At 36.2% G+C, this 25,503-nt stretch carries 27 protein-coding genes and 1 pseudogene; 12 read left to right on the top strand and 16 right to left on the bottom strand.

All coding sequences use genetic code 11. The features are described 5' to 3' along the window. Nucleotides 1–1,251: a dicarboxylate/amino acid:cation symporter gene (locus BCF58_RS03050; RefSeq protein ID WP_121460311.1), complete on the bottom strand. Its 1,251-nt coding sequence runs from the start codon at nucleotides 1,249–1,251 to the stop codon at nucleotides 1–3. Nucleotides 1,252–1,473: 222 nt separating this feature from the next. Here BCF58_RS03050 and BCF58_RS03045 point away from each other — a divergent pair, with 222 nt between their 5' ends. From BCF58_RS03045 to BCF58_RS03030, 4 genes are all read left to right on the top strand, one after another. Continuing rightward, complete coding sequence (locus tag BCF58_RS03045; protein WP_121460310.1) at nucleotides 1,474–1,962, top strand: BON domain-containing protein; 489 nt, start codon at nucleotides 1,474–1,476, stop codon at nucleotides 1,960–1,962. A gap of 10 nt (nucleotides 1,963–1,972) precedes the next feature. Beyond that, a complete protein-coding gene (locus BCF58_RS03040; protein WP_121460309.1) occupies nucleotides 1,973–2,392 on the top strand; it encodes an SH3 domain-containing protein in 420 nt (139 codons plus the stop codon). Nucleotides 2,393–2,475: 83 nt separating this feature from the next. Further along, entirely contained in the window at nucleotides 2,476–5,247 is a 2,772-nt protein-coding gene (locus BCF58_RS03035; RefSeq protein WP_228434716.1) for an outer membrane beta-barrel protein, read from the top strand. Between the two features lie 106 nt (nucleotides 5,248–5,353). Next, entirely contained in the window at nucleotides 5,354–7,213 is a 1,860-nt protein-coding gene (locus BCF58_RS03030) for a CocE/NonD family hydrolase (protein ID WP_121460308.1), read from the top strand. 114 nt (nucleotides 7,214–7,327) lie between these two features. Here the strand turns inward: BCF58_RS03030 and BCF58_RS17330 are convergent, their stop codons facing one another. From BCF58_RS17330 to speB, 4 genes are all read right to left on the bottom strand, one after another. Continuing rightward, on the bottom strand, nucleotides 7,328–7,504 hold the full coding sequence (locus BCF58_RS17330) for a bacteriocin-like protein (protein ID WP_170148964.1): 177 nt from the start codon (nucleotides 7,502–7,504) through the stop codon (nucleotides 7,328–7,330). Nucleotides 7,505–7,686: 182 nt separating this feature from the next. Beyond that, nucleotides 7,687–8,304, bottom strand: a complete 618-nt coding sequence (locus BCF58_RS03025; RefSeq protein WP_121460307.1) for an alpha-ketoglutarate-dependent dioxygenase AlkB family protein — start codon at nucleotides 8,302–8,304, stop codon at nucleotides 7,687–7,689. 100 nt (nucleotides 8,305–8,404) lie between these two features. Next, nucleotides 8,405–9,265 (bottom strand): bifunctional helix-turn-helix domain-containing protein/methylated-DNA--[protein]-cysteine S-methyltransferase, encoded by an 861-nt coding sequence (locus BCF58_RS03020; protein ID WP_121460306.1) that lies wholly within the window; start codon nucleotides 9,263–9,265, stop codon nucleotides 8,405–8,407. 68 nt (nucleotides 9,266–9,333) lie between these two features. Next, nucleotides 9,334–10,191 carry an agmatinase gene (speB, locus tag BCF58_RS03015; RefSeq protein ID WP_121460305.1) on the bottom strand — a complete coding sequence of 286 codons (858 nt, stop codon included), beginning with the start codon at nucleotides 10,189–10,191 and terminating at the stop codon, nucleotides 9,334–9,336. 189 nt (nucleotides 10,192–10,380) lie between these two features. Here speB and BCF58_RS03010 point away from each other — a divergent pair, with 189 nt between their 5' ends. Next, nucleotides 10,381–11,043 (top strand): HAD family hydrolase, encoded by a 663-nt coding sequence (locus BCF58_RS03010; protein WP_121460304.1) that lies wholly within the window; start codon nucleotides 10,381–10,383, stop codon nucleotides 11,041–11,043. Between the two features lie 120 nt (nucleotides 11,044–11,163). On the opposite strand, the gene BCF58_RS03005 is transcribed toward BCF58_RS03010, so the two are convergent. From BCF58_RS03005 to BCF58_RS02980, 6 genes are all read right to left on the bottom strand, one after another. Next, nucleotides 11,164–12,558, bottom strand: a complete 1,395-nt coding sequence (locus BCF58_RS03005; RefSeq protein WP_121460303.1) for a type III PLP-dependent enzyme domain-containing protein — start codon at nucleotides 12,556–12,558, stop codon at nucleotides 11,164–11,166. A gap of 147 nt (nucleotides 12,559–12,705) precedes the next feature. Further along, nucleotides 12,706–13,335: a thiamine diphosphokinase gene (locus tag BCF58_RS03000; RefSeq protein WP_121460302.1), complete on the bottom strand. Its 630-nt coding sequence runs from the start codon at nucleotides 13,333–13,335 to the stop codon at nucleotides 12,706–12,708. Then, nucleotides 13,325–13,894: a cob(I)yrinic acid a,c-diamide adenosyltransferase gene (locus tag BCF58_RS02995; protein ID WP_121460301.1), complete on the bottom strand. Its 570-nt coding sequence runs from the start codon at nucleotides 13,892–13,894 to the stop codon at nucleotides 13,325–13,327. The genes BCF58_RS03000 and BCF58_RS02995 overlap by 11 nt, the downstream gene beginning before the upstream one ends. Before the next feature lie 65 nt (nucleotides 13,895–13,959). Beyond that, on the bottom strand, nucleotides 13,960–14,679 hold the full coding sequence (locus tag BCF58_RS02990) for a methyltransferase family protein (protein ID WP_121460300.1): 720 nt from the start codon (nucleotides 14,677–14,679) through the stop codon (nucleotides 13,960–13,962). Beyond that, nucleotides 14,676–15,416, bottom strand: a complete 741-nt coding sequence (gene cmoA / locus BCF58_RS02985) for a carboxy-S-adenosyl-L-methionine synthase CmoA (RefSeq protein ID WP_121460299.1) — start codon at nucleotides 15,414–15,416, stop codon at nucleotides 14,676–14,678. The genes BCF58_RS02990 and cmoA overlap by 4 nt, the downstream gene beginning before the upstream one ends. Nucleotides 15,417–15,672: 256 nt before the next feature. Beyond that, complete coding sequence (locus tag BCF58_RS02980) at nucleotides 15,673–16,257, bottom strand: hypothetical protein (RefSeq protein ID WP_121460298.1); 585 nt, start codon at nucleotides 16,255–16,257, stop codon at nucleotides 15,673–15,675. Nucleotides 16,258–16,419: 162 nt separating this feature from the next. Between BCF58_RS02980 and BCF58_RS02975 the strand changes: the two genes are divergently transcribed. After that, nucleotides 16,420–16,911 (top strand): DinB family protein, encoded by a 492-nt coding sequence (locus tag BCF58_RS02975; protein WP_121460297.1) that lies wholly within the window; start codon nucleotides 16,420–16,422, stop codon nucleotides 16,909–16,911. Between the two features lie 131 nt (nucleotides 16,912–17,042). On the opposite strand, the gene BCF58_RS02970 is transcribed toward BCF58_RS02975, so the two are convergent. Beyond that, nucleotides 17,043–17,996 carry a helix-turn-helix transcriptional regulator gene (locus tag BCF58_RS02970; RefSeq protein WP_121460296.1) on the bottom strand — a complete coding sequence of 318 codons (954 nt, stop codon included), beginning with the start codon at nucleotides 17,994–17,996 and terminating at the stop codon, nucleotides 17,043–17,045. A 110-nt stretch (nucleotides 17,997–18,106) separates the two neighbouring features. On the opposite strand from BCF58_RS02970, the gene BCF58_RS02965 reads away from it, so the two are divergent. Together BCF58_RS02965 and BCF58_RS02960 are read left to right on the top strand one after the other, a co-directional pair. Beyond that, a complete protein-coding gene (locus BCF58_RS02965) occupies nucleotides 18,107–18,676 on the top strand; it encodes a Crp/Fnr family transcriptional regulator (RefSeq protein WP_121460295.1) in 570 nt (189 codons plus the stop codon). A 76-nt stretch (nucleotides 18,677–18,752) separates the two neighbouring features. After that, a complete protein-coding gene (locus tag BCF58_RS02960; RefSeq protein WP_121460294.1) occupies nucleotides 18,753–19,214 on the top strand; it encodes a carboxymuconolactone decarboxylase family protein in 462 nt (153 codons plus the stop codon). Nucleotides 19,215–19,280: 66 nt separating this feature from the next. Here the strand turns inward: BCF58_RS02960 and BCF58_RS02955 are convergent, their stop codons facing one another. The 3 genes and pseudogenes from BCF58_RS02955 to lptB all read right to left on the bottom strand — a co-directional run. After that, the gene (locus BCF58_RS02955; RefSeq protein WP_121461032.1) at nucleotides 19,281–21,008 is read right to left on the bottom strand and encodes an ABC transporter ATP-binding protein; all 1,728 of its coding nucleotides are present in this window, start codon (nucleotides 21,006–21,008) and stop codon (nucleotides 19,281–19,283) included. Nucleotides 21,009–21,179: 171 nt separating this feature from the next. Next, nucleotides 21,180–21,422, bottom strand: a complete 243-nt coding sequence (locus BCF58_RS02950) for a hypothetical protein (protein WP_228434715.1) — start codon at nucleotides 21,420–21,422, stop codon at nucleotides 21,180–21,182. A gap of 336 nt (nucleotides 21,423–21,758) precedes the next feature. Beyond that, nucleotides 21,759–22,484, bottom strand: a pseudogene (gene lptB, locus BCF58_RS02945) (LPS export ABC transporter ATP-binding protein); the annotation flags it as partial. A gap of 161 nt (nucleotides 22,485–22,645) precedes the next feature. Between lptB and BCF58_RS02940 the strand changes: the two are divergent. The 3 genes from BCF58_RS02940 to BCF58_RS02930 are packed head-to-tail and all read left to right on the top strand — an operon-like array spanning nucleotide 22,646 to nucleotide 23,949. Beyond that, a complete protein-coding gene (locus BCF58_RS02940; protein ID WP_121460292.1) occupies nucleotides 22,646–22,939 on the top strand; it encodes a TM2 domain-containing protein in 294 nt (97 codons plus the stop codon). Between the two features lie 55 nt (nucleotides 22,940–22,994). Then, the gene (locus tag BCF58_RS02935; RefSeq protein WP_121460291.1) at nucleotides 22,995–23,723 is read left to right on the top strand and encodes a hypothetical protein; all 729 of its coding nucleotides are present in this window, start codon (nucleotides 22,995–22,997) and stop codon (nucleotides 23,721–23,723) included. Between the two features lie 43 nt (nucleotides 23,724–23,766). Continuing rightward, on the top strand, nucleotides 23,767–23,949 hold the full coding sequence (locus tag BCF58_RS02930; RefSeq protein WP_121460290.1) for a bacteriocin: 183 nt from the start codon (nucleotides 23,767–23,769) through the stop codon (nucleotides 23,947–23,949). A 52-nt stretch (nucleotides 23,950–24,001) separates the two neighbouring features. Here the strand turns inward: BCF58_RS02930 and hemB are convergent, their stop codons facing one another. Beyond that, on the bottom strand, nucleotides 24,002–24,991 hold the full coding sequence (gene hemB / locus BCF58_RS02925) for a porphobilinogen synthase (protein ID WP_121460289.1): 990 nt from the start codon (nucleotides 24,989–24,991) through the stop codon (nucleotides 24,002–24,004). A gap of 121 nt (nucleotides 24,992–25,112) precedes the next feature. On the opposite strand from hemB, the gene BCF58_RS02920 reads away from it, so the two are divergent. Then, entirely contained in the window at nucleotides 25,113–25,466 is a 354-nt protein-coding gene (locus tag BCF58_RS02920; protein WP_121460288.1) for a T9SS type A sorting domain-containing protein, read from the top strand. Nucleotides 25,467–25,503 lie beyond the last annotated feature (37 nt).

Below are 25,503 nucleotides of genomic sequence, written 5' to 3'. Positions count from 1 at the left end.
TTACATTTTCCCTCCATGGTTTTCAAGTTCACCTTCCCATTTGGAAACAGCAGAAGTAGCCAAAGCATTTCCTAACACATTGGTCATACTTCTTCCCATATCACAAAAGTGATCGATCGGCAAAATCAAAGCAATTCCTTCCGGTGGAATCCCGAACATGGAGCAGGTAGCTACAATAATAACCAAAGAAGCCCTCGGAACTCCTGCAATTCCTTTTGAAGTCAGCATCAGAACCAAAAGCATAGTGATTTGCTGTCCTATACTCATTTCAATGCCATAGATCTGAGCGATAAAAATAGAAGCAAACGTCATATACATCATACTTCCGTCCAAGTTGAATGAATATCCCAACGGTAAAATAAAAGACACTACCCTGTTATTGCATCCGAATCGTTCCAGTTCTTCCACCAGTTTCGGGAAAACAGCTTCCGAACTTGTGGTTGAGAAAGCAATCAACAATGGTTCTTTAATTCTTCTCAATAATTCGAAAAGACGGTTTCCTAAAATAAGATAACCTACTAATAACAGGACCAGCCAAAGAATTCCTAACGCAAAGAAGAAATCCCTGAGATAAACTGCATATACCTTAAATATTTCAAATCCGTTGGTGGCTACTACAGCTGCAATAGCACCCAATACTCCAAGCGGGGCAAACCACATGATATAGCCTACCATTTTCAGGATTCCATGCGCTATTACATCAAGCAATTTAATTACGGGCTGAGAATATTCGTCACCCAAATTAGCCAATGCAATTCCAAACATAATGGAGAAAACTACGATCTGCAATACTTCATTGGTCGCGAAAGCTTCAAATATACTTTTAGGAATCACATGTTTTACGAAATCTTCCAGTGAAAAACCTTTACTGCTCTTCAAAAGTTCTTCAGCTGAAGCAGCATCTTGAATCGGTAATTTGGTTACATGTCCGGGTTCAAGCCAGTTTACAAAGATCAACCCGATAAAAAGGGAAATCAAAGAGGCTGAAATAAACCATAGCATAGCTTTTGTTCCTACTCTTCCTATCATTTTAATATCACTCATTTTGGCAATTCCCACCACCAGAGTGGTAAATACCAATGGAGCAATAATCATCTGGACCAATCTGATGAAAATGGTTCCCAGAAGTTTTATGTTCTTAGAAAATGGTTCTGCGCTTTCCGGATATTGGGTGTGTACAAGCCCACCAATTCCAACACCCAGGATAAGAGCAATAATAATTGCTATAAATAGTTTATTTTGTCCTTTCATATAAATAGTTCAAGTGGCACAAATATAATGTTTTTCATTGGAGCTGTAGATTTTCTTCGTTGAGATTAATTTTATGTTACATTTTTGATGCATTAAAATTAATAGCCTGATTCTGAAAATATTGTAAAAAATTTAAGAAACATTTATCTATTTTTTATCCATTTGGTATAAATTTTATTATTACATTTGATTGTATTAAAACATTTAAATAAACATACAACTATGAAAAAAACTATCGCAATGGCTGCATTGGCTGTAGCTGTGTCATTTGGGTCGATTTCTTGTAAAAAGAAAGTTTCTGATGCGGATCTTCAAACTCAGGCTACAACTGTGGTAACTTCTAACCCTAATGCTTCTGTTGAAGTAAAAGATGGTGTTGCTCACTTAAGCGGAACTTTTGCAGATCAGGCTTCTAAAGATGCTATGATTGCTCAGTTAAAAGCTATTAATGGGGTGAAAGACGTAATGGATATGTCGACAATTGCTGCTCCGGCTCCGGTTGCTCCAGTAGAAACTACTACGGCTGTAGATCCTGCTGTTCAGCAAAAAGTTCAGGATGCGGTGAAAGATTTCCCGTCTGTAAAAGTAGAAGTGGTAAACGGGGAATTAACGCTTACCGGAACTGTTTCTCCACAACAGGCAAGAAAAATCAAAGAATCTGTTGATGCTTTGAAAGTTGGAAAGGTAAATTATAACTACACTGTAAAATAATTAATTAGAAATGAGCACATTACAAGATAAATATTCAAGCGTTGTTTCTGCAGCTCAGACTGCCGGAATTTCAAATCTTCAGGTTCAGGAACAAGATGGCATCCTTTATATTACAGGAAATGCTTCCAGTACGGCTTCTAAAGATGCAGTATGGAATGCTTTAGGAGCTATTGACTCTACCTATTCAGCTTCTGACATCAATATTGACGTACAGGTTGCAGGTCTTTCTTCGGGAGCAGCTCTTACCGTTGCTACGGAAGATTCTAACCTGAATATCAGACAGGAGCCTTCTACTGAAGCCGCTGTGGTTGGTAAAGCTGCAAAAGGTTCTTCAGTAACCTTAATCGAGCAGACTTCTGACGACTGGTGGAAAGTAAAAACGGAAGACGGACAGGAAGGTTATGCGTACTCAAGATATTTGAGAGCTTAAGCTTTTTTCAAGATATTTTAAAAATACATCCCTAAGCAGGGATGTTTTTTTATATATTTGCGGCTTTACAGACCTAATAACCTATGAAAGTGAAGAAGATTCTTCTGATATTGATTCTTATAATCAATGTAGCAATTCTAAACGCTCAAAAATTAAATATCGAGGGAAAAGTTGCTGATTTTGACAAAATACCTATCGAAAATGCAACGGTCTATCTTTTAAAAGAAAAAGATTCTTCCATCATCAACTACACCGCAACCAATAAAGAAGGAAGGTTCTCCCTGAAAACAGATGAATTGAACGAACCGTCCATTTTAAGAATTGATGCTGAAAAGCTCCTGTCTTTCTCTAAAAGCTATAACAAAATTGACCAGTCCTTCTCATTAGGCGATATCGAACTTGAGAAAAATACGGTTACCCATATTGACGAAGTAAAAATTACAGCTTCTCCCGTAAAAATTAAAAAAGACACCATTGAGTTTAATGCATCTGCTATTAAAGTGCGCCCCGACAGTAAAATTGAAGAGCTCTTGAAGCAAATTCCGGGAGTAGAGATCAGTAACGAAGGAAAAATTACCGTTAACGGAAAAGAGGTGGACCAGATCATGATCAACGGAAAGCCTTTCTTCGATAAAGACGGTAAAATTGCATTGCAGAATCTTCCTGCGGATATTATTAAAAATATCCAGTTTACAACCACCAAAACCAAAGAGGAAGAGCTTAGCGGAAAGACTGCCAAATCGAACAACACTACTATCAATTTCAATATAGACGAAAAGAAAAACAAAGGACTGATTTCCAGACTTACCCTTGGTTATGGTTCCGATAAACGCTATGAAAGCAGCTTGCTTTTAAGTTATTTTAAAAAGGATACTAAAATAAGCTTACTGGCTTCTTCCAATAATATCAATTCTCAGGGGTTTTCCAATGACGAGGTTTTCGATAGCATGGGAAATGGCCGAAATTCCTGGATGATGCAAGGCGGAAGTGTGGTCACAAGCGGTGGAAACACCTATTACACTCAGGGTGGTGGTAACACCAAAGGGATTCAAAGGTCTACAACCATTGGTCTTAATTATAGTGATAAGATAGGAAAAGACACCAGTTTAGACACGTTTAGTTTGATGCATTCAGACAATAAAATGGAAACAAGATCAAAAGTTTCGAGAACAACCTTGCTTCCTGATTTCACTCTTAAAACAAACTCTGAAAATAATGGGGAGAATGAATCTAAACAATACAGCTTCGATACTTCTGTGAGAGTAAAGCTGGATTCTCTGACCGAAATTTATTTTTCACCTTCTTTTTCAAAAACGAAAGGCTTTACTTTTAATAATTCGAAATCATCTACGTTGAAAGATGATATTCTTCTTAATGAAAGTGATTCCTATACAAGCAGCGATTCCGAAAACAATTCATTTACACCTAATATTTATTTTTCTAAAAGATTCAACAAAAAAAGGAGATCCTTACATGCCAATATGAGCTCCACCATTTCCGAGTCGAAAAGGAATAATATCAACAAGTCTCAAACCATTTTTTATCAAAGTACAGATCCCGACGATATCCGGAATCAATTATCAAAAAGCAAGAATCAAAACAATAATTACCGTTTCAGTGTGGGATATGCTGAACCTATTTCCGATTCTGCCAGTGTAAGTCTGAGTTTAAATTATGAATCAAGGTTTAATAATAATACGAGGGACGTTAATGATTTTAATGACATTACGGGAGAATACTCTAACTACAATATGATTCTTTCCAACAGCATGAATCAGAAAGTGAATGAGATTACCCCGGAATTAACTTTCGAGCTCAACAAAAAGAAAATTAATATGTGGGCTTCGGCAAATTTTGATATTTCAGATATGAAAGTGAATTCTGTTTATAATGGTCAACAGTATGATTTGCAGAAAAATTTTGTACTTCCCAATTATAATGTGAGTATTCAGTATCAGTTTTCAGACCGAAAAAGATTGAGCTTATACCATAATGCAAACTACTCGATTCCTTCAGCAGAGCAGCTTACACCTTATACGGATTTATCGAATCCATTGGTTGCATTTCAGGGAAATCCTGAGTTGAAAAACAGGTGGTCAAACAGCACTTATTTGTATTTCAACAATTACAATATGGTAAAAAACATCAATTATTACCTAAATTTAAACTTTACCTATCAAAATAATGATGTTGCCAATTACTCTTATTATGATGATTCCGGAAAACAGTTTGTCACCTACAACAACGTGAGCGGAAATAAGTTTTTGAACTTCGGAGGAGGTTTCAGTAAAACGTTCAAATGGAAGGAGACCAATAAATTCACCGTTAATCCGAGGTTCAATATGAATTATAATTATAACAAAGGATTTATCAACGGGCAGCAATACATCAGCAATACCTATACGATAAGTCCGGGATTGAATCTTACGTATGAAATCAAAGACAAGGTAACGATAAAACCGTCGTACAGTATCGGCTACAATACCTCAAGCTATACAAACTACAGCATTGAAAAGGTTGAGACCACCAATCAGGCACTGAAATTACAGATAACCAATTATTTGTTTAAAAGCAACCTGGTTTTCGGAAATGATTTTGAATACAATACAAGCTCAAACATTGCTCCCGGTTTCAAAAGAGATTTCTACTTCTGGAATACAAGCTTAGGGTATTCTTTTTTCACTAAACAACTGACTGCGAAAGTGAAAGTTTATGACGTTCTTAACCAAAACCAAAGCGTACGAAGAACAATATCCAATTCTTATTTTGAAGACCGTGAAGATTTGATTCTGAAACGTTACATCATGTTCTCTCTGACTATGAAGCTTAATAAGTTTGCAGGCAAGAAAATGTAAACAAAATAATTACTATATAATTTAGTATGACCGGAATTTCCGGTCATTTTTATTTCAGCATCGTTCAAAAAATATTTTATTGTTAAATTAGCTACAAATTAAATTTATGAAGATCCGTATACTCATTCTGTCTATTTTCTTTTTCATTGCAGGCTATTCTCAAAACAATCAGCAACAAGACAACTTTGTAAAAGACAATTTCATCAAACAGGAAGTTTATATCCCAATGCGTGATGGAGTAAAACTTTTTACAGCGGTATATATTCCAAAAGATATATCGAATAAGAACAAATATCCTTTTTTAATGCAGAGAACCTGCTACAGCATTGCGCCTTATGGTGAAAATGAATACAGAACAAAGCTGGGCCCGAATGCGTACCTGATGAAAGATAAGTATATTTTTGTTTTCCAGGATGTAAGAGGCAGGTATATGAGTGAAGGCACATTTACCAATATGACTCCGCAAGTGGAGCGTAAAGGTAAAGCCAATGTTGATGAAAGTACAGATACTTATGATACGATTGAATGGCTATTGAAAAACATTAAAAACAATAATGGAAAAGTCGGTCAGTACGGAACTTCTTATCCCGGGTTTTATACGGCTGCAGGGATTTTAGCGCAGCATCCGGCTCTAGTGGCTTCTTCTCCACAAGCTCCTATTTCAGATTTCTGGAATGACGATTTTCTTCATAACGGAAGATTCATGTTGGGATATTTCAGAACATTCCCTGTTTTCGGAGTACAGAAAACGAAAGCAGAGAACAAAGCATGGTACACCGATTCTATGATCAAAACAACGTCAGAAGACGGATTGAAATTCTACAGAGAATTAGGAACATTAAAAGATGCTTATGAAAAATATTACAAGGATAATTTTTTCATGACTGAAATTATGAATCATCCTAATTATGATGATTACTGGCAAAAACGGAACCTTTTACCTCATCTGAAAAACGTGAATCATGCGGTAATGACTGTCGGAGGATGGTTTGATGCTGAAGATTTATCCGGACCTTTAAATATTTATAAAACGATTGAAAAAACAAGCCCAAAAGCAAAGAATACGATTGTAATGGGACCTTTCTCACACGGAGCCTGGGCGCATGAGCAGGGAAAGCACTTCCACAGTGAAATTTATTTTGGAGACAGCATTGCCACTTATTATCAAAAAAATGTTGAAACCCGTTTCTTCAACCACTACCTGAAGGGAAATACAAAGCAGGATGCCGGGCTTCCGGAAGCTCTTATGTATGACACCGGAGCCAAAGAATGGAAAGAATTTGCAGTATATCCGCCTAAAAAGGCACAGAAAATTAACTTTTACTTATCTAATGCGACGTTGAAAAATTCTGCAGATCAGGGATATTCAGAATATTACAGTGATCCGAACAACCCCGTGGTAAGCTCAGATCATTTAAAAGATTTCAACGGCTTCACTCCTAAAAATTATATGTCGGAAGATCAAAGATTTGCCGTAGGAAGACCGGATGTTCTGACTTTCACGACAGATGTTTTAACAGAAGACATTACTTTCGCCGGTGAAATCATGGCCAAACTGAATATTGCTTCCACTTCCACAGATGCAGACTTTGCGGTAAAGCTTATTGACGTATACCCGGAAGATTTCAAACCGGTACAAAAGAAAGACGGTGTTATTTACGGTAATTATCATCAAATGGTAAGAAGTGAGATCATGCCTGCAAGATTCAGAAACTCGAGAGAAAAAGCGGAAGCCTTGGTTCCCAATCAGAAAACGGCAGTGAACTTCAGATTACAGGATGTAGTTCATACCTTTAAAAAGGGACATAAAATCCAGATACAAATCAGCAGTACATGGTTCCCGCTTTTCGCGATCAATCCACAGAAATTCTTAGAAAACCCGAATTTTGCCACGAAAGCAGATTATACGAAAGCATTGATCAAGATATTTAATGACAGTTCGATAGAAGCTGATATTTTGAAATAAGAAATTTATTTCCTTATCCTCAATTCAGATTAAAATAGTAATGGTGACTTTAAATGCAGTCACCATTTATTTTTTATATACCTATACAGTTTATTATTTCATAGGCACTAAAAATTAATCTGGGATACATCCTGAAATATTACCTGATCCATCACAAGTACCTGTTCCATATCCAGATGCGCTAATCCAATCACAAAAAGCTCCCTCTTCTTTTCCTTTACAATCGTTGATAAAACCACCTCCCTTAACGGATTTTAATTTTTCTCTTGAAATTTTTTTAAAATTTTTCATATAATATTTTTTGACTTCTCCTACTCTATAAGCTTTTCGGATACCGCTCCTTCAAATATAATATTTTTAATATCACCACTATATGATTTAAATTTCAATTCTATAATAAACAGAGAAATACTGATACATATAATCTTACAATACAAGAAAAACAGAAACAAATTGGAATGCTCAACTAAAAACTATTGATGTTCCTCTTCAATGGTTCTAAATGTAAGATTTACTCTTGGGGTTTTTACTTTAGTTGTTGGTGGAAGTCTGTGAAGCCAATGATCTTGCGTAGTTCCCTTCATCACCAATAAACTTCCATTTTCGAGAAAGATCTCCACTTTTTCCTTTGTTTGTTTATGTTTGAATAAAAACTTTCTTTCCGCGCCAAAAGTTAAGGAAGCAATGGCTCCATTCTTTTTCAGATCTTTTTCTCCGTCACTATGATAAGCCATTCCTTCACTTCCGTCGTGATATAAATTCAAAAGACAGGAGTTATAAGTTTCTCCTGAAATTTCCTCACACCTTTGTTTCAACTCCAATAATTCGGGAGTCCATGGTTTTGCGTGTTTGGTACGGTTGGAATAGGTATATTCAAATTTTTCTTCTCCGAACCATGCCACTTTTCTTTTGGTTAGAATAAGTTTTCCAAAGATCACTGCTTCATCATTTTCCCATGGAATCCGATTAAACAGATAATCGTAATAAAAATCCGATTGCTCTTTAGAAAAAACCTTTCCATAATAATGAACGGTTCCGTCATGAGGAAGTATATTAAGCGGATAATCTGATATTTCTTCAAATAAGCTCATCATTTTCGATTACATTTTAAGTTGAAGTCGTTTTAAGCCTTTAAGGCGGCTAAGAATATACGTTTGACTAAAGTCAATTGATTTATTTTTTTTAAATGGGCTAAAGCCCATTCCCATTGATTCCGTAAAGCTGTGAGCTTTCCCAACCTATAATAAGCTGTTTTCTATCACTACCCCATCGGTACCCACCGATGTGTCCGGAAGATTGGATCACGCGGTGACAAGGAATCAGGAATGCAACAGGATTACTTCCGATGGCAGTTCCAACTGCTCTGGAAGCACCGGGATTTCCGATTTTATCCGCTAAAGTACCGTAAGTAGATAATTTTCCTTTGGGGATCGTTAGCAGGCTTTCCCAGACTTTAAGCTGAAAATCTGTCCCTTTCAAATGTAACTTGATCGTATTGAGTTCAGTCCAGTCTTTATTAAAAATGGATAAGGCGTTTTTCTGAAGATCATCCTGTTTTTCAAAAAAAGAAGCATTAGGAAATTTTTGTTTTAAATCTCCCAATGCTGTTTCTTTATCTTCTTCGAAAGCCATATAGCAGATTCCTTTCTCTGTAGAAGCTGCAATTACTTTTCCAAAAGGACTTTCGGAAAAACTGTAATTGATGCTAAGGCTTTTTCCGCCGTTTTTATATTCTGCAGGAGACATCCCTTCAATTTTCACAAACAGATCGTGCAATCTGCTTGTGCTGGAAAGTCCTGTCTCATAAGCAGCATCAAATAAACTCGCTTTTTCTTCCTTTAAAAGATTTTTAGCATGTTCAAGGCTAATGAACTGCAAAAACTTTTTAGGACTTGTTCCTGCCCAATCCGTAAATATCTTTTGGAAATGAGCCGGACTCAGGTGAATTTTCTCCGCCACTTCATCCAAACTTGGCTGAAGCCTGAAATTGCTCTTGATATATTCTATCGCAGTAGCAATTCTGTTATAATCTATTTGACTTTGTGTGGACATTTCATTTTGTTTTACCCCACAAATTTCCAAAGAATAGGTGGCAGAAAAAATCCGATTCTTGCGGAATTTTAGTTGTTGTTATAAATATGATAGTAAGCAAGCATTTTATAATATAGCTTCGCAGCAAGGAAGGCACTTGGTTTTGCCATCGGAGAATCCATTAATTCTACAATATCAAATGCTACAACGTTACATTTTTCAAATACTCTTCTCAATAGTTCCAATGTCGGATACCACTGCAATCCACCCGGTTCGGGAGTTCCGGTTGACGGAGCAATTGAGGGGTCAAAAGCATCAAGGTCAATCGTAATATAAACGTTTCCTGAAACTTTTTCCAACACATCATTTACCCAGTTTTCATTGTTGGCAATTTCATGAGCAAAAAATACTCTTCCTTCCGGTAAATATTCAACTTCCTCAACATCCATAGAACGGATTCCCACCTGTACCAAATTATGTTTCTGATTGGCTTCGAACACCGCACAAGCATGATTGGAAGTAGATCCGTGGAATTCAGGGCGTAAGTCTGTATGGGCATCTAACTGAAGAACCGTAAGATTTTCAAATTTTTCACCTACCGCACGAATAGATCCGATAGAAACAGAATGCTCTCCTCCGAAAAGGGTAAATAATTTACCGTCATTGTTCAAAAGCTCTTTTGTTTTTTGGTAAACAGCTTCCGTCATAGCTTCAGGAGTTGAATTTTCGGAAACTTCTCCCGCTAAGTAAACGCCTTCAAGGTAAGGTTCAGTACCTGTTTCAATATCATAAAGCTCCATGTTTTCAGAAGCGTTTAAGAACAATTCAGGGCCTTTGTCAGCTCCTTTTCCCCAAGTGGAAGTTCCATCGTAAGGAACAGTAACCAACATTACTGTTGAATTTTCCAATGATGCATTTTCTTCAGGAATTCCTGCGTAAGTTTTCATATATTTTATATTAAAAAATTAAATGATTTAAAGATTCAAAGATTGCCACAAAGATACAAAGAAGTTGGAAGATGGAGGCAAGTTATGAGTGATGAGATTTTCTATTTACAACTTTGGAACATTATAACTTATAACTCATCACTCATAACTTATCACCCGAATGTCTATCTTTGCAAAAAATTTTTCAGTATGTCTTTAAAAGCCGTGCTTTTTGATATGGATGGGGTAATTGTAGATACAGAACCATTGCACAGAAAAGCTTATTTCAAAATGTTCAATGAATTGGAAATTGAAGTTTCGGAAGATTTGTACACTTCTTTCACCGGAGCTTCTACCAAAAGGGTCTGCGAAACATTGATCCGCGAATACAATCTCAGCCATAACCACGAACACCTTACCGATATCAAAAGGACATTTTTTAAAGATTATTTTTATAATGACGCAGACTTTGATCTGATTCCCGGGGTAAGAAAACTGATCGAACATTATTATGAAAACGGGATAAAGCTGATTGTAGCTTCTTCCGCAAGTATGACCACTATTAAAATGGTTTTTGAAAAATTCGGGCTGGAAAAGTATTTCAGCGGAAAAATAAGCGGTGCAGATTTAAAAGAATCAAAACCTCATCCTGAAATTTTTCTTCTGGCGGCAAAAATGGCCGGTGAACCGAATGAAAACTGTATGGTGATTGAAGATTCCACGAATGGAATTTTAGCTGCACACAAAGCCAATATTTTCTGTGCCGCTTATCAAAGCCAACATTCAAAACAACAGGATTATTCTTTAGCCAATATTACCGTTTCAGATTATACGGAACTTGAATTGGATAAGATTTCCAATTACTTTCAATAAAAAAGAAAAGCCATCACGTTGATGGCTTTTTTATGTGATCTGTCATTCTGAACGAAGTGAAGAATCTATGTTTTTTGAGATTGCTTCGTTGATTCACTACTCACAATGACAAAGAAGGTTCTATTTATATCCAAGAAGTTTCAATACATCTTCCGGTTCCTGTTTCTCACGGAAAATTTCATACTGAAGTTCTCCATTTTCATCTTTCTGGATCAATATGTGCCTTGGCTGAGGCATCAGACAGTGATGAACTCCTCCATATCCTCCAATGGTTTCCTGATACGCTCCTGTATGGAAGAAGCCGATGTATAAAGGTTTTGTATCGCTGAAAACAGGCAGATAAATGGCATTCGTGTGCTGCTCGGAATTATAATAATCATCCGAATCACACGTGAGCCCACCCAGGAATACTCTTTCGTAGCTGTCTTCCCAACGGTTAAGCGGAAGCATGATAAAGTGTCTTGAAATCGCCCACGTATCCGGAAGAGTGGTCATGAATGAAGAATCGATCATATTCCATTTTTCTCTGTCGTTCTGACGTTTTTGAGAAGTGATTTTATAAAGGTTTGCTCCACTTTCTCCAACGGTAAAGCTTCCGAATTCCGTATAAATGTTTGGTTCTTCCACTCCTTCTTCTTCACAGAACTTTTTGATCTGAGAAACGATCTCTTCTACCATATACTGATAATCGTAATCGAAATTCAAAGAAGTTTTAATTGGAAAACCGCCTCCGATGTTCAATGAATCCACTTCAGGTGCGATTTTTTTCAAACGGGCATATACACGAAGACATTTATATAATTCATTCCAGTAGTATGCTGTATCCTTAATCCCCGTATTGATGAAGAAATGAAGCATTTTCAATCTTGCATTCGGATGTTCAGCAATCTTCTGGCTGTAGTAGGGAATAATATCTTTATATCCGATCCCCAATCTTGAGGTATAGAATTCGAATTTCGGTTCTTCCTCAGAAGCAATTCTGATTCCGATGTCAAATGTGGTGTCAATACTTTCCGTAAGCTTATCCAGCTCACGGTAATTATCTAAAATAGGGGTAATATTTTCAAAACCATTGTTGATCATATCTGAGATTTTTGCCAGATAATCATCTGTTTTGAATCCGTTGCAAATCACCTCAATGTTTTTATCTACTTTTCCGCTGTCATAAAGAGATTTTACGATATCCATGTCATAAGCGGAAGAAGTTTCTATAGAAATATCATTTTTAAGAGCTTCTTCAAGGACAAATCTAAAATGACTCGATTTTGTGCAGTAGCAATAGGTATAATTCTTCTTATAATCAATTTTCTCAAAGGCCTCTTTAAACCAGCTTTTTGCTTTTTGAATATTTTGAGAAATTTTCGGGAGGTAACTTACCTTTAAAGGAGTTCCAAATTTTTCAACAACATCCATTAAAGGTATATCGTGAAATAACAAATTGTTCTCAGAAACATTGAATTCTTCCGTTGGAAAATATAATGTCTGATCAATCAGTTCCGAGTATTTTATTTTCATTTTACAGCAAGTGAATTAAGAATGCAAAATTGCTAAAAAAGTTTGATTTTTTAGTTTAAAATTTTCTTAAAGTTTAATGGGGTCAAAGTTTTTTGGGAATAAGATAATTTTTGCAGATATTTCTTTGATTTTCAAGTTTTCCTGCGGTTATAAATAATTTCCGCCAATAAAAATCAGAAGGTCACCTTTTTCGTATTCAATAGAGATTTCATTTTCTACAGCAAAATTCCTCGTTCCCAATCTTTCTGTAATGCTCAGGTTTCCATGGATCAATGGCCAGTTGAGTCCTTTGGTGGTAATATTTTCAACTATGGGAAACGGATACAGAGAAATCATTTTATCTTTTACTTCTTTTAAAATGAAATTTTTGGGAATGAAATAGTATTCTGAAAATTCATCATAGAATCTGATTTCCATTTTATCTTTAAAGGAATAGGCAACGGTAAGGTTTCCCAAAAAATGGTCCTGTTCTCCTCCGCTTCCGCCCAAAACATCCACGTTATGGATACCTTTTTCCAAAATGATTTCCAAAGCCTTATGGAAATCTGTTTTATCCTGATCGGGAGTATAAATGAATTTTTCTTCATAAATGTTCTCATCAGCTCCGGAATGGGAATCAAAATCTCCGGAAATAAAATCCAGTTTATCCAAAGGGAATTCCTGGTTTTTCAGATAATGAAAAGCCCCGTCGGTACAGGCGATAAGGCTATAATTTTCTATATCCGGAAAAGATTTCGGAGCGTCGCCATTAATGAAAAGTAATGCTTTATCTTTCATTCGGGTTCCAGTATTCTTCCGGTTCGTTGTTCAGTTTGGAAACGTATCTTGCTAAAACAAAAAGGTAGTCTGAAAGCCTGTTCAGGTATTTGATCAATTCCGGACGTACTTCTTCAGATTCGTTTAAGAAAACTAAAGAACGTTCTGCTCTTCTGCAGATGGTTCTTGCCGCATGTAAAAAGGTAGCAGATTTCCCCCCTCCCGGAAGGATAAAGTATTGCAGTGGCTCCAGTTTTTCATCGAAAGCATCCATCCAATGTTCCAACTCTTCAATTTCAGTTTCGGAAATCGTTAATGTAAGGCGGGACTTTCCATTTGCCAACATTAATTTATCTACTGGTGTTGCGGCTTCTGAACCTACGGTAAACAGATCAAACTGGATTTTCTTTAATTGGTGTAAAACTTCAGTATCTTCGATGTGACTTTTGGCAATGCCTATAAATGAATTCAATTCATCTATATTCCCATAGCTTTCCACTCTTGCACTGGCTTTGGAAACCCGTGTTCCGCCGTACAACGCTGTCTGACCTTTATCTCCTGTTTTAGTATAAATTTTCATACTACTAAAATACTTTTTTCAGCCTAAGCCTACAAAGCTTTTTCAGAGTTTTTTATGTATTGGCATTAAGCAACCCATCTTCCCGATTTCTTCAAATATCTTATCAAAAAGTAATATCCGGTAAAAATCAGGAGGAAAACCAAAGCCAGAATATTTCTGACATGGGTATCGCTATTGGTCAGTTGGGGATATTTAAAAAGTAGGATCAAAACGATACCGCAAAGCCATATAAATTGAGTGTTATATTCTTTGATCAGCCATCTTTTCCATTGAAATTCCATGGAAGCAAAAGTCCTGCTTAATCCCGAAAGGTTAGGAATCCACCTATGAACTTTTTTCGTGTATTCCTCAAAATCAGTTCCGAATTTATTTCTCAAAAAGTTTTCTTCCGCAAGAACAATACATTGATAAATAAACAGGAAAATCGGCATCACAACAAAAGTATACAGCAATGAATTGGCTAAAATACCTACTCCCAAAAGCATGAGAATATTTCCTACGTACAATGGATTTCTGACATGGCTGAAAATACCTTCCGTAACCAATCCGTCCGCATATACTTTTTTATCTCTTCCTCCTCTCACAATATAAGCCAGGCCAATCGTTCCTCCCCGGATCAGCTGTCCTAAAACAGTAATCCCCAAACCTAATATAATAGCCATCCAGTAATGATCCGGACCTAGTTTTTCTCCAAATAAAGGTGGTGACGGGATGAATAGTAACAAATACAGTACAATAAAAAGAAAGTTTCTGTATTTGAAAAAGAAATTACCAATCTGTATCATAATTTTTTTGCGATAATACCTGTGAAATTATACCATCTGAAAAACACTTCCACTTCGTCAAATCCGGCTTCATGAAGCATATTGATGTTTTCACTGGTTTTATAAGGAATTAAAACGTTCTCCAAGGCTTCTCTTTTTTGCGAAATCTCGAGCTCACTGTAATGATTCCTTCGTTTGAAATCGTAATAATAGTCGATGTACTCCCGGTTAAACGATTTTTCTTCTGTAAGCACTTTTTCAATAAGAATAAAGACCCCGTTTTTTACCATTCCATCACAGATCTGCCTGACAATATTGAGTCGGTTGATAGGGCGGATGAATTGCAGAACCAACACCATGGTCACTACCGAAGCGTTTTCAACAGGAACTGTTTTCGTGAGATCGGCTACCTGAAGCTCAACATGACGATTGAGTTTGAAATTATCCAGTTTTTCTCTGCATTTAAGGATCATTTCCTCGGAATCATCAATTCCTATAAATCCAATGCCTTCCTGTATCGTTTTATCCATTAAAAGCATTGTAGTGCCTGTGGAACATCCTAAATCATAAACATAACTACCCTGCTGCGCATGATTTCCTGCCAATTCGCTCGTCATTCTCTGCAGCTCATCGTAAAACGGAACGGAGCGGCTTACCATATCATCAAAAACACCGGCTACCTTGGTATTGAACTCAAAGTCCGAAAGGTGCTCCAGTTTTTCCCTGAAAACCTGATCTGAATTAATTGCTTCTGACATAAAATAATATTTTTCAAAAGTATTGAACACACTTTGAATTGAGTATTAATTTTAACTGTCCGTTCATTTAATTTCACGTAACATTTGACTGTTATTCAAAGAGTTCAATACATTATGTTTCTGATTAGTATCTATCATTAAAACGAAAACACTTGGCCAGATATTTTTTAAATTCATCAGATTCAACCATAATATTTGTTAAAAATATCATTTTTCTAAAAAAAATAACCGGTTAAAAAAACCGGCTACTTTCAAATTATTTATCTACCTCAACATATTGCAATACCACATGATTCTTTGGATTATAAATGATCGTACTGTTATTCGGAAACCTTTTCAATTTATAATACTCAATATTTTTATCGTTTTTGATGTCCTGAATGATACTTGTATCTATGGTATTTTCAGGAAGAAATTTCTCTATAAAGCTTATTTTATCAATGATGCTCTGTCCGTCTATCTTCCTGACTGTTTTATCAGACCTGCTTTCGTCCGTTGTAGGCTGGCTTTCTAAAAACGGGATCAAAGTGGCTTTGTCTGCCTTATATTTGAAAATATATCCTCCGGAACCGTTTGGAAATGTGAATTTCTTTCCCTTTGCGTCTGTTACTATTGCGGTTCCAGAGCTTGGAAAAACTTCATTGAATTGCACATCTTTTGAATTGGTAAGAGAATTAATAGATTCATCAACTGTTTTCTTTACTGTTTCTTCTACTGCTTTCTGAGCTTTTTCCTGAACAGCTTCCGTAGTTTTCTGAACTGTCTGATCTATTTTTTCTTCAATTTTATTACATGATGTTAATAAAAGAACTGCCATAACAGGCAGAATGTATTTCTTCATTCTTTGAGAGCTAATTGTGTGTTTGTCTTCTTATGAACGGAAAACCGTGTCCGATATTTTAAATTTAAAAAATATTTTTTTTGTTCAAATTCCTACTGACAAACTGTTGTCATTACCCCATCTTATCTTTGTCTTAACAATAACAAATCAAAACAAAAAATTATGACAACTACAGCAACAGCCACAGCACAATTTATGACTTCTGAACAATTATTAAAGCATTGGCAAGGACACAGAAACCTGACAAGAAGAATTATTGAAACATTCCCTGAAAAGGAATTATTTGAGTTTTCCGTAGGCGGAATGAGACCATTTGCAAAACTGGCAGTAGAACTGATCAGCATCGGAGGACCAGCTTTAAAAGGAATTGTTGAAAGAAATATGGAAGGATACAGCGAAGAAGGATTTGCTCCTAAAACAAAAGCAGATATCCTTGAAAGATGGGACAAAGAAACGGAAGTGATCAACCACTATTTTAACCAGATTTCTGAGGAGCGTTTCCAGGAAACCTTCAATTTATTCGGACAGTATGAATTTCCTGTATTTGAAAACATTTTGTATTTCGTAGATAACGAAATCCACCACCGCGGACAGGGATATGTTTACCTGAGAGCGTTGGGAATTGAACCGCCTTTCTTCTGGGAGAGATTTTAGACTTGGCCTTAAAGCTTAAGTCCATAAAATAAATTTTGACGATCATTTCCAGGCTTCTGCTTTTTGATCAGGATCTAAAACTCTCTTTATTCAAATTTATTATAAGCTGAGCCCGGCCAATTGGCCGGGCTTTATTGATGCTTTTCTGAAATTGTTTTCAATAGATGATTCAGTTTTGTTTTAAGGCTTTCAGGCTCCAGGACTACAGCATAATCCGCAAAAGTGATCAGCCATCGCGGAAAACCTTCTTCAATCCATTCCGTTTCAAAGGTAAGTTCCATTCCATTTTCCCTTTCTATTTCTTCTGTTAGTCCATAGTATTTTTTAGAGTTCACAAGATGTCCCATAATCTTTTTTTCCACCAGAAGTCTCACTTTTGTACCATTCGTTTCCGGGTTTCTTCTATAATCATTGATTTGTCCGTATTCCTGTGAAAAAGGATTCTGTGTTTTAGAAATTTTCAGGATCCTGTCTACCCTGAACTGCCTGAAATCTTTCCTCAGGGTACAGAAAGCCATGATGTACCAGTAATTAAATTCAAAGAAGACTCCTACCGCTTCAATAGTTCTGTTTGTCACTCTGGAATCCACAGTTTTATACTCTATATTCAACTGAGTTTTCTCGGCGATACTTTCCAAGATGGTAGGAATTACATTCTTAATGGAATCTTCGGGTTTGGGTTGATAATTGAAAATATCGATCTGTTTTTCAATATGCTGAATCAAATTCCTGTCTGAATATTTCAATACGGAACGTACCTTTTCCATTGCCGTCTGATAATGACTTCCCAAACTTTGATGGGAAAACTTCTGCATCAGTTTTTCGGCCGTAATGAAACTTAGAACCTCTTCTTTAGTAAACATTACCGGGGGAAGCTTATAACCATCCATCAGAGAATAGCCGTTTCCTGCCTCTCCTACTATTGGAATTCCGGCATTTTCCAATGTTTTCACATCACGGTAAATCGTCCGGATGCTCACATCGAATTTTTCTGCAAGATCCTGTGCTCTCACCAAAGGCTTGGACTGTAGTTGAGTGAGTATAGCGGTTACTCGGTCTAGTTTTTTCAGATAATGATCATTCATTTTTTTTGGGAGTCAATAAATCTACACGCTTTTATAAGAAAACTTAAATATAGTGAAAATCCCAATTTTCATTATCTTTAAATACTTAAGAATCTCATGTAATATCGATTATGCATTATACTCATTTCATCCAGACCATTGAAAAAATTTCAAAGACCGAACAGGTTGTAATGGATGAATTAACTTCAAATTTAGAACTAAAAAATTACAGAAAGGGCGATTTTCTATTAAAATCTGATGAAACCTGTAAATATTTCTATTTCCTTGAAAAAGGGCTGGTAAAACTTTTCTTTGATAACGGGGATAAAGATTTCATTATGACTTTTTTTGCGGAAAATTCTTTTTTCACAGAGCTTAACGGATTTTTAACCGGAAATCCCTCAAAATATATGATTGTTGCATTGGAGCCCGTTGAAGTTTTACGCTTACATAAAGACGTGGTTGAAGCCTTATGCAAAAAACATCATTCAGCAGAAACACTTTTCAGTAAATTATATTCCAGAGCTCCCGTCAATATGATGGGAAGGATAAGCGAAATGCTGGAAGACGATGGTAAAAAGCGTTATAACAATTTTTTGAAACAGAGACCACAACTTATTCAGCGCATCAGTCTTGGTGACCTGGCCGATTATATAGGAATTACCCAGGTATCCTTAAGCAGAATCCGGGCACAAAAATAGTTTTTTATCATTTGTAAAAAAATTACAGAAAATTGCCCCATACATTTGTCTCATCAATAATCAAAAACAAATTATTATGTCACAAAGAATCAACGCATTCGCAATGGGAAACAAAGCTGTAAATGCACTCCACACCATGGGATACCATGTAGAAAATTCATCTATCGACAATTCTTTTTTAGAACTTCTTTATTTCCGGGTTTCACAGATCAACGGTTGTGCTTTTTGCCTGGATATGCATTCAAAACAATTAAGATCAAAGGGAGAAACTGAGCAAAGAATCTATCTGGTAAGCGCATGGAGAGAATGCTCATTCTATTCTGAAAGAGAAAAAGCAGGATTGTTATGGGCAGAGAGTCTGACCGCTTTAGACGGAAAAGAGGTTTCTGATGAAATCTATTCGGAAGTAAGTCAATATTTTTCCGAAACTGAAATGGTAGACCTTACGATGGCTATTATTGCAATCAATAGCTACAACAGGATAAACATTGCTTTCGGTGCTGAGGTCGGAACTTATCAGGTTCCTGAAAAGAATTAACTTCAACAAAAAATCAGAAAATAGGCTCAACAAAATTTTTGTTGAGCTTATTGTAGTATTTAAAAACTAATTTTCTTTGAATGTGCTCACCAGCTTGTCAAGATTAAGGCTTCTGGCCGAAGCATCAAAAATCTCACGGTAAGTCCCGTTCATCTGAACCAATTCGTCATGCGTTCCTTTTTCCACCACTCTTCCTTTTTTCATCACATAAATAGTATCAGAATCTAAAATCTGGGACAAGGAGTGAGAAATGATAATCACTGTTCTTCCTTCTTTTATGGCATCTAATGAGTTTTTAATCTGTTCTGTGGCAATAGCATCCAAACTTGCAGTCGGTTCATCAAGGAAAATAATAGGCGGATTTTTTAAGAATAATCTTGCAATGGCAATTCTTTGTTGTTGTCCGCCGGAAAGCTGTGTCGCATCATGCTGATACTGATCCGGCAAATCTAAAATCTGATCGTGCAAATATGCTTTTTTTGCGGCTTCCTGAATCTCTTCAAAACTGGCATTCATATTTCCATAACGGATATTATCTTCAATACTTCCCTGGAAAATATGGTTTTTCTGAAGCACTAATCCAAGATCGTCCCTGAGATAGGTATTGTTGTAATTATTCAGATCAACTCCATCTAATACAATTTCTCCGGAATCGGGAAGATAAAATTTACACAGCAGATTAATGATGGTAGATTTTCCGGCACCACTTAATCCGACTAAAGCCGTAGTTTTCCCACTCTCAATGGTCATGGATACATCATGCAAAGCCTGAGTTCCGTTAGGATAGGTAAAATCCACATGCTTTAGCTCAAATTTTCCTTTAATTTCTTTTTCTATGAAATCTCCGTTAGGTTCTTCTTCCTTATCTGCATTTAAAATATCAAAATAGCCTTCTGCATAGATCATCGCATCATTCATATCGTCATAAATACGGTGCAATTGGCGAATGGGTGCAGAAATGTTATTGAAAAGCATAATATGCAGCATAATAGCTCCAATGGTCATTTGCTGGTCAAGTACAAGATAAACCGTCAAAAGAATGATCAAAACAACTCCAAACTGTTCTATAAAAGTCTTTAAACCATCATAAATAAAGTTGGTTTTTCTTGTGAACATCTGGCTTTCCATCAGCTGCATCTGCAGATCATATTGCTTTTTACCTTCAAATTTCTCACGGACAAAGCTTTTGATCACCATGATAGAATTAATCAGGTTCAATAAACCGGACGTTTTCTGTTCTCTTTGATTTCTCAATTGCCTTCGGACTCCCCCCAGTTTTTTTGCCTGTAAAGAGCTTATATAAAAGTAAATCGGGATAATAACGGTGGAAACGGCTCCTACATACACATTCTGCATATACATAATGACCAGGGCAATGATTGCATTGGAAAAAAGCGGAAGAATATCAATAAAGAAATTCTGCACCAGTCTTGTTAAGCTTTCAATTCCTCTGTCAATTCTGATCTGTAATTTTCCGGATTCGTGATTTTCATCATTGAAATAGGCCACTCTGTAGATCAGGATTTTATCGATGGCCGATTGCGCCAAAACCGAACTTACATTGATCCGGATTTTTTCCCCATAAAACTTCTGCCCGAAATTGATAAAGATATTCAGTAACTCTTTTCCCAATAAAATAATGGAGATCACTACTAAAATATGAATGCCTTCTGACATTGGATGTGGAAGCCCTGTTAGTTTTGTAACCTCATCTACAGTATATTTCAATACAATCGGGTTAACCTGTGCGGCAAGAGCACCCAAAAAGGTCAGGAACAAAGTTCCATAGATCATTAAACGATAAGGCTTGATAAATGGAATAAGTTGCTTATAAATTCCAAATAAAGTGACTGTTCGGTTAAAGGGTTTTGCCATGAATTTTATTAACTAAAAAACGTACCGTTTCAAAAGAAAAAGGTACGTTTAATTCTATTTTTTAGCAAATTTTTTGCTTTAATTTAAATTTCACTTTTTTAAACTTCCATCGTCATTAATATATTCAAACTCATGGAAATTTACAATTTTGCCTCCTATAGTAGTAAAAGTTCCAAACAAACCAATCCAATCTTCGAGATCTTTTTCATCTGGAGTATCCCAACGAATTATCCCGTGACAATTTGACCTGCTTTCATTTAAAACCACTCCAAATTCGTTGTCTAAAAAAACTTTAGCTCCGGGAATAAAATCTTTAATTATAGGAGATTCCATTTATCCTTCGTAGAAATACGTTGTCAGATAATGAAGCTCCGGTTTGCTTGCTGCCTTTGATTCAGCTTCTGCCTGTTCTTTTGTATACTGGGAGTTAATCTCTTTTTTCTGAAATATAAATGAATTATTCGCATTTTTATCTACTACATCCGTAAAAACATGCTCAATATCGGAATTTGCCAATGATGCAAAGCTGATGTCTTCAAAACCATACATCAATCTTAAGTCATCGAATTGCTGGAAATGATCATCCACAAAGTTCTGAAACTGGGATTTGGAATCAAAGTTTCCGGCCCAGATATTATAAGCATAATGCTTCTTCTTAGGCTTATCCAAAATGCTCTGATAAACGAAATTTTCTCCAAGATAAGCTTCTCTTACCTGCGGATCATTCGCCAAGTCTTCAGGAAGTCCTTCTTTCAGTATTCTTCCTTCAAACATGATGTATGTTTTATTGGTAATAGCTAAAGTCTGCTGAACATTGTGGTCTGTAATTAAGATCCCGATATTCTTATCTACCAGACTTCTTACGATTTTTTGAATATCTTCAACGGCAATCGGGTCTACCCCTGCGAAAGGTTCGTCCAAAAGAATAAAATTGGGACTTGTTGCCAAACATCTTGCAATCTCAGTTCTACGTCTTTCTCCTCCTGAAAGAAGGTCTCCCCTGTTTTTACGGACGTGCTGTAGTGAAAACTCTTCAATCAGCTCATCACATTTCATCTGCTGTTCACGTTTGGAGAGTTTGGTAAGCTGTAAAACTCCCATAATATTTTCTTCTACGGATAGTTTTCTGAAAACGGAAGCCTCCTGAGCAAGATAACCGATGCCTTTCTGAGCCCTGCGGTACATCGCATCAGTGGTAATTTCCTGTTTGTCCAGGAAAATCCTTCCCGAAGTCGGCTTAACCAAGCCTACGATCATATAAAACGACGTGGTTTTCCCGGCTCCGTTCGGGCCAAGCAAACCAACAATCTCTCCCTGCTGAACTTCTACAGAAACGCCTTTTACAACTTTCTTAGGACCGTATTCCTTGATTAAGTTTTCTCCTCGTAAAATCATAGGAGCAAAGATAGAATTTTTTTGAATTTAAATTTTAGATAAAAAATACAGACCTTGAAGTTTTATGATATTTTAATACTTTTTCAACCTTCTATTTTGTAACGACTTACAGTTTCGTCCGACCTATCGGAAACAAAAATCAATCATTAAAAAATATTAAAATGGAAAATTACGGTTATACCAATTCAGACAATGCTCAAAATCAACAAGCCAATATCCCTTACCGTTCAGAAAAGAAAATCCCTGCTGCATTACTGGGAATTCTTGTCGGATGGCTGGGTTTGAATAAATTTTATTTAGGATATACGAAGGAAGGTATTATTCAGATCATTCTTAATGTGGTAACATTCGGAGTTGCTACTATTATCCCTTTTATTGAAGGAATTCTGTATTTATTCATGAGTGATAAGCAATTCGATGACACTTATGTTCATGGAAAAAAAGCTTGGTTGTAACAGGAAACATTCATGCTATTTCCATATATTTATCAACCAATCAACTCAATAAAATATGGAAAATAACAAAGAATTGACCGAGCTTTTGGCTTTGGATCTCGGAATCAATATTGTCAACCGAAGGCCTTATGCAAAAGAAGTTTTCAAATGGCAGGATATGGATTTGCTCCCCCATTCTTCCACTGACACTTTGCTCTGCGAAATTTTTGAATGGAACGGAAGAAACTGGAGAACAACAGGAAACAACCTGATCGGTTATTTGTTTTCCGGCGATGAACTGAATACTGTTAAAAATCAATTGATCAGCATTCCTAAAAATCCTGCTTTAATCCCGGATTTTGAATTCAATAAAGAAAGCATGATTGAATATGGATTTTCTTTACCTTCTTTGTTCAATATCGGAATTAATGGCAATATCAAAAATGCCAAAGATTTTTCTGTGAAGGTTAATGGCGTTACGAAATCCAGAATTACCAATATAGATTCTCCCGGAATTGAAATTTTAAAAAATTACTCCTCCTTCACTCAAAATAAAACCAAGACGTACAGGAAAAACATCAAATTCAATTATTTGAGTACTTCATTATTCTACGCTGAAAGTGTAGAGATTTTTTTAGAAAAAGAATCCGGGGTAGGTTTAGATGTAAGTTTCCAGACTAAGGATGTTGAAGTGGATGCCAAAATAGATACGGATACCCAAAAACATTTTGTGCTGAAATATTCCGGGAACCAAGCTCCCTTTGCAGCGAAATTTACCAAAGGAAAAGATTTCAACATTATGTGATAAATTTTTATTATTTTCGTTATACTAAACAATAAATATTATCATGAAAAAATTAACAAAAAAAGATTTAAAGAAAATCAATGGAGGAAATATCAGATTTCCTGATGCTAATGGTAACTGTCCTGCAGGCTGGTATTTATGCCCGACCAATATTTGCGTAAATGATAATGGTGGTGAAGACCCTATTATGCCGGGAGACCCTTATTATAATGCATGTTTTGGCTAAAAAAATAAAAACACCTCACAATTGTGAGGTGTTTTTTTATTTTAACTCTGAATTATTTATTTAAAAGTATTGCAGCTTCTTTCGCAAAATAAGTGAAAATCATATCTGCTCCTGCCCTTTTAAAGCACGTTAAGCTTTCAATGATGGTTTTGTCATTATCCAGCCATCCGTTTTGAGCAGCTGCCTTCACCATTGCATATTCTCCGCTTACATTGTATACTGCGATCGGAAGGTCGATGGCTTCACGAACTTTAGAAACAATATCAAGATAAGGAAGTCCCGGTTTGATCATAATGATATCCGCTCCTTCATCGATATCCTTGAAAACTTCATTTAAAGCTTCTCTTGAATTATGGAAATCCATCTGATAGGTCTTTTTATCTTTCGGAATTTCCATATTATCTTTAGGGGCACTGTCTAATGCGCTTCTGAATGGTCCGTAAAAAGAGCTTGCATATTTTGCAGAATAACTTAAAATACCGACATCGGTAAAGCCACTTTCTTCCAAAGCTTCACGCATCACCAATACTCTTCCGTCCATCATATCGCTTGGTGCCACAATATCAGCTCCGGCCTCAGCGTGAGATACAGCCATTCTTGCCAATGCATCATTGGTGGCATCATTCAAGATTTTTCCGTTTTCAATAATTCCGTCATGTCCGTAAATGGAATACGGGTCTAAAGCTACATCCGGCATTACAATCATCTCAGGAACTGCATCTTTTATGGCCTTAATGGTGGTTTGCATCAAACCGTCTTTATTCCATGCTTCTTTTCCTGTGTTGTCTTTCAGATGTTCTGAAACCTTCATATACAGGTTAACGGATTTCACTCCCAAAGAAAATAATTCCTTACATTCTTTCACCGTCAAATCTATACTCCTCCTAAAAATCCCCGGCATAGACGGGATCGGCTCCTGCTTGTTTTCGCCCTCCATTACGAAGATGGGCATTACAAAATCATTGGTGGTAAGGATACTTTCTCTTACCAGACTTCTGATAGATTCATTTACTCTCAGCCTTCTATTTCTTGAATGCATCATTTTGGAATACTTTTTGAATAAGTTTATGCAAATTTACTACAAGATTCTGTAAAAAACTATTGCAGGGAATTACAGAATTATTTATTTTTGTTTGTAATATATTTCGAGAAATTATAATTTGATGAAAAAACTTTTACTTTTATTTATCTTTTTAGGCACGTTTGTTGGATTGTCCAGCAATTTAAAAGCTCAACAATTCAGAGAGCCTTCCACCGCTGCTCAAAAGTCTGATGACGGTGTTCTTATTGCTTTTCCTAATCCCGCAAAGGATTATTTAATCGTAAAGGCTAAGGATTCTTCTTTAAAGATTAAAAGCGTTATCTTCTACTCTATTCTGGGTACGCAGGTAGCGAGTTACTCTGTCAATATGAATTCAGGGGAAATCAATATTGAAAGATTAAAGCCCGGTAAATATCTGATTCGATACATTCTGAGTGACAACACCCAAAAGGTCACACAGATCGTAAAACAATAAAAATACAATCCTGATAATCATCAGGATTTTTTCTTTT

Origin of the sequence: Chryseobacterium defluvii, assembly GCF_003634775.1 — a bacterium.
GTDB lineage: Bacteria > Bacteroidota > Bacteroidia > Flavobacteriales > Weeksellaceae > Chryseobacterium > Chryseobacterium defluvii.
This window is presented reverse-complemented; position numbering and strand designations above follow the sequence as displayed.

Coding starts and splice junctions, on each gene's coding strand:
- speB (WP_121460305.1), bottom strand. CDS start 10,191: ATGAAAACTTACGCAGGAATTCCTGAAGAAAATGCATCATTGGAAAAT.
- BCF58_RS02960 (WP_121460294.1), top strand. CDS start 18,753: ATGTCACAAAGAATCAACGCATTCGCAATGGGAAACAAAGCTGTAAAT.
- BCF58_RS02940 (WP_121460292.1), top strand. CDS start 22,646: ATGGAAAATTACGGTTATACCAATTCAGACAATGCTCAAAATCAACAA.
- BCF58_RS02995 (WP_121460301.1), bottom strand. CDS start 13,894: ATGAAAATTTATACTAAAACAGGAGATAAAGGTCAGACAGCGTTGTAC.
- BCF58_RS03050 (WP_121460311.1), bottom strand. CDS start 1,251: ATGAAAGGACAAAATAAACTATTTATAGCAATTATTATTGCTCTTATC.
- cmoA (WP_121460299.1), bottom strand. CDS start 15,416: ATGTCAGAAGCAATTAATTCAGATCAGGTTTTCAGGGAAAAACTGGAG.
- BCF58_RS03025 (WP_121460307.1), bottom strand. CDS start 8,304: ATGAGCTTATTTGAAGAAATATCAGATTATCCGCTTAATATACTTCCT.
- BCF58_RS02955 (WP_121461032.1), bottom strand. CDS start 21,008: ATGATCTATGGAACTTTGTTCCTGACCTTTTTGGGTGCTCTTGCCGCA.
- BCF58_RS02980 (WP_121460298.1), bottom strand. CDS start 16,257: ATGAAGAAATACATTCTGCCTGTTATGGCAGTTCTTTTATTAACATCA.
- BCF58_RS03000 (WP_121460302.1), bottom strand. CDS start 13,335: ATGAAAGATAAAGCATTACTTTTCATTAATGGCGACGCTCCGAAATCT.
- BCF58_RS02935 (WP_121460291.1), top strand. CDS start 22,995: ATGGAAAATAACAAAGAATTGACCGAGCTTTTGGCTTTGGATCTCGGA.
- BCF58_RS02950 (WP_228434715.1), bottom strand. CDS start 21,422: ATGGAATCTCCTATAATTAAAGATTTTATTCCCGGAGCTAAAGTTTTT.
- BCF58_RS03005 (WP_121460303.1), bottom strand. CDS start 12,558: ATGAAAATAAAATACTCGGAACTGATTGATCAGACATTATATTTTCCA.
- BCF58_RS03045 (WP_121460310.1), top strand. CDS start 1,474: ATGAAAAAAACTATCGCAATGGCTGCATTGGCTGTAGCTGTGTCATTT.
- BCF58_RS17330 (WP_170148964.1), bottom strand. CDS start 7,504: ATGAAAAATTTTAAAAAAATTTCAAGAGAAAAATTAAAATCCGTTAAG.
- BCF58_RS02970 (WP_121460296.1), bottom strand. CDS start 17,996: ATGAATGATCATTATCTGAAAAAACTAGACCGAGTAACCGCTATACTC.
- BCF58_RS03010 (WP_121460304.1), top strand. CDS start 10,381: ATGTCTTTAAAAGCCGTGCTTTTTGATATGGATGGGGTAATTGTAGAT.
- BCF58_RS02990 (WP_121460300.1), bottom strand. CDS start 14,679: ATGATACAGATTGGTAATTTCTTTTTCAAATACAGAAACTTTCTTTTT.
- BCF58_RS03040 (WP_121460309.1), top strand. CDS start 1,973: ATGAGCACATTACAAGATAAATATTCAAGCGTTGTTTCTGCAGCTCAG.
- BCF58_RS03035 (WP_228434716.1), top strand. CDS start 2,476: ATGAAAGTGAAGAAGATTCTTCTGATATTGATTCTTATAATCAATGTA.
- BCF58_RS02965 (WP_121460295.1), top strand. CDS start 18,107: ATGCATTATACTCATTTCATCCAGACCATTGAAAAAATTTCAAAGACC.
- BCF58_RS03030 (WP_121460308.1), top strand. CDS start 5,354: ATGAAGATCCGTATACTCATTCTGTCTATTTTCTTTTTCATTGCAGGC.
- BCF58_RS02930 (WP_121460290.1), top strand. CDS start 23,767: ATGAAAAAATTAACAAAAAAAGATTTAAAGAAAATCAATGGAGGAAAT.
- BCF58_RS02975 (WP_121460297.1), top strand. CDS start 16,420: ATGACAACTACAGCAACAGCCACAGCACAATTTATGACTTCTGAACAA.
- BCF58_RS03020 (WP_121460306.1), bottom strand. CDS start 9,265: ATGTCCACACAAAGTCAAATAGATTATAACAGAATTGCTACTGCGATA.
- BCF58_RS02920 (WP_121460288.1), top strand. CDS start 25,113: ATGAAAAAACTTTTACTTTTATTTATCTTTTTAGGCACGTTTGTTGGA.
- hemB (WP_121460289.1), bottom strand. CDS start 24,991: ATGATGCATTCAAGAAATAGAAGGCTGAGAGTAAATGAATCTATCAGA.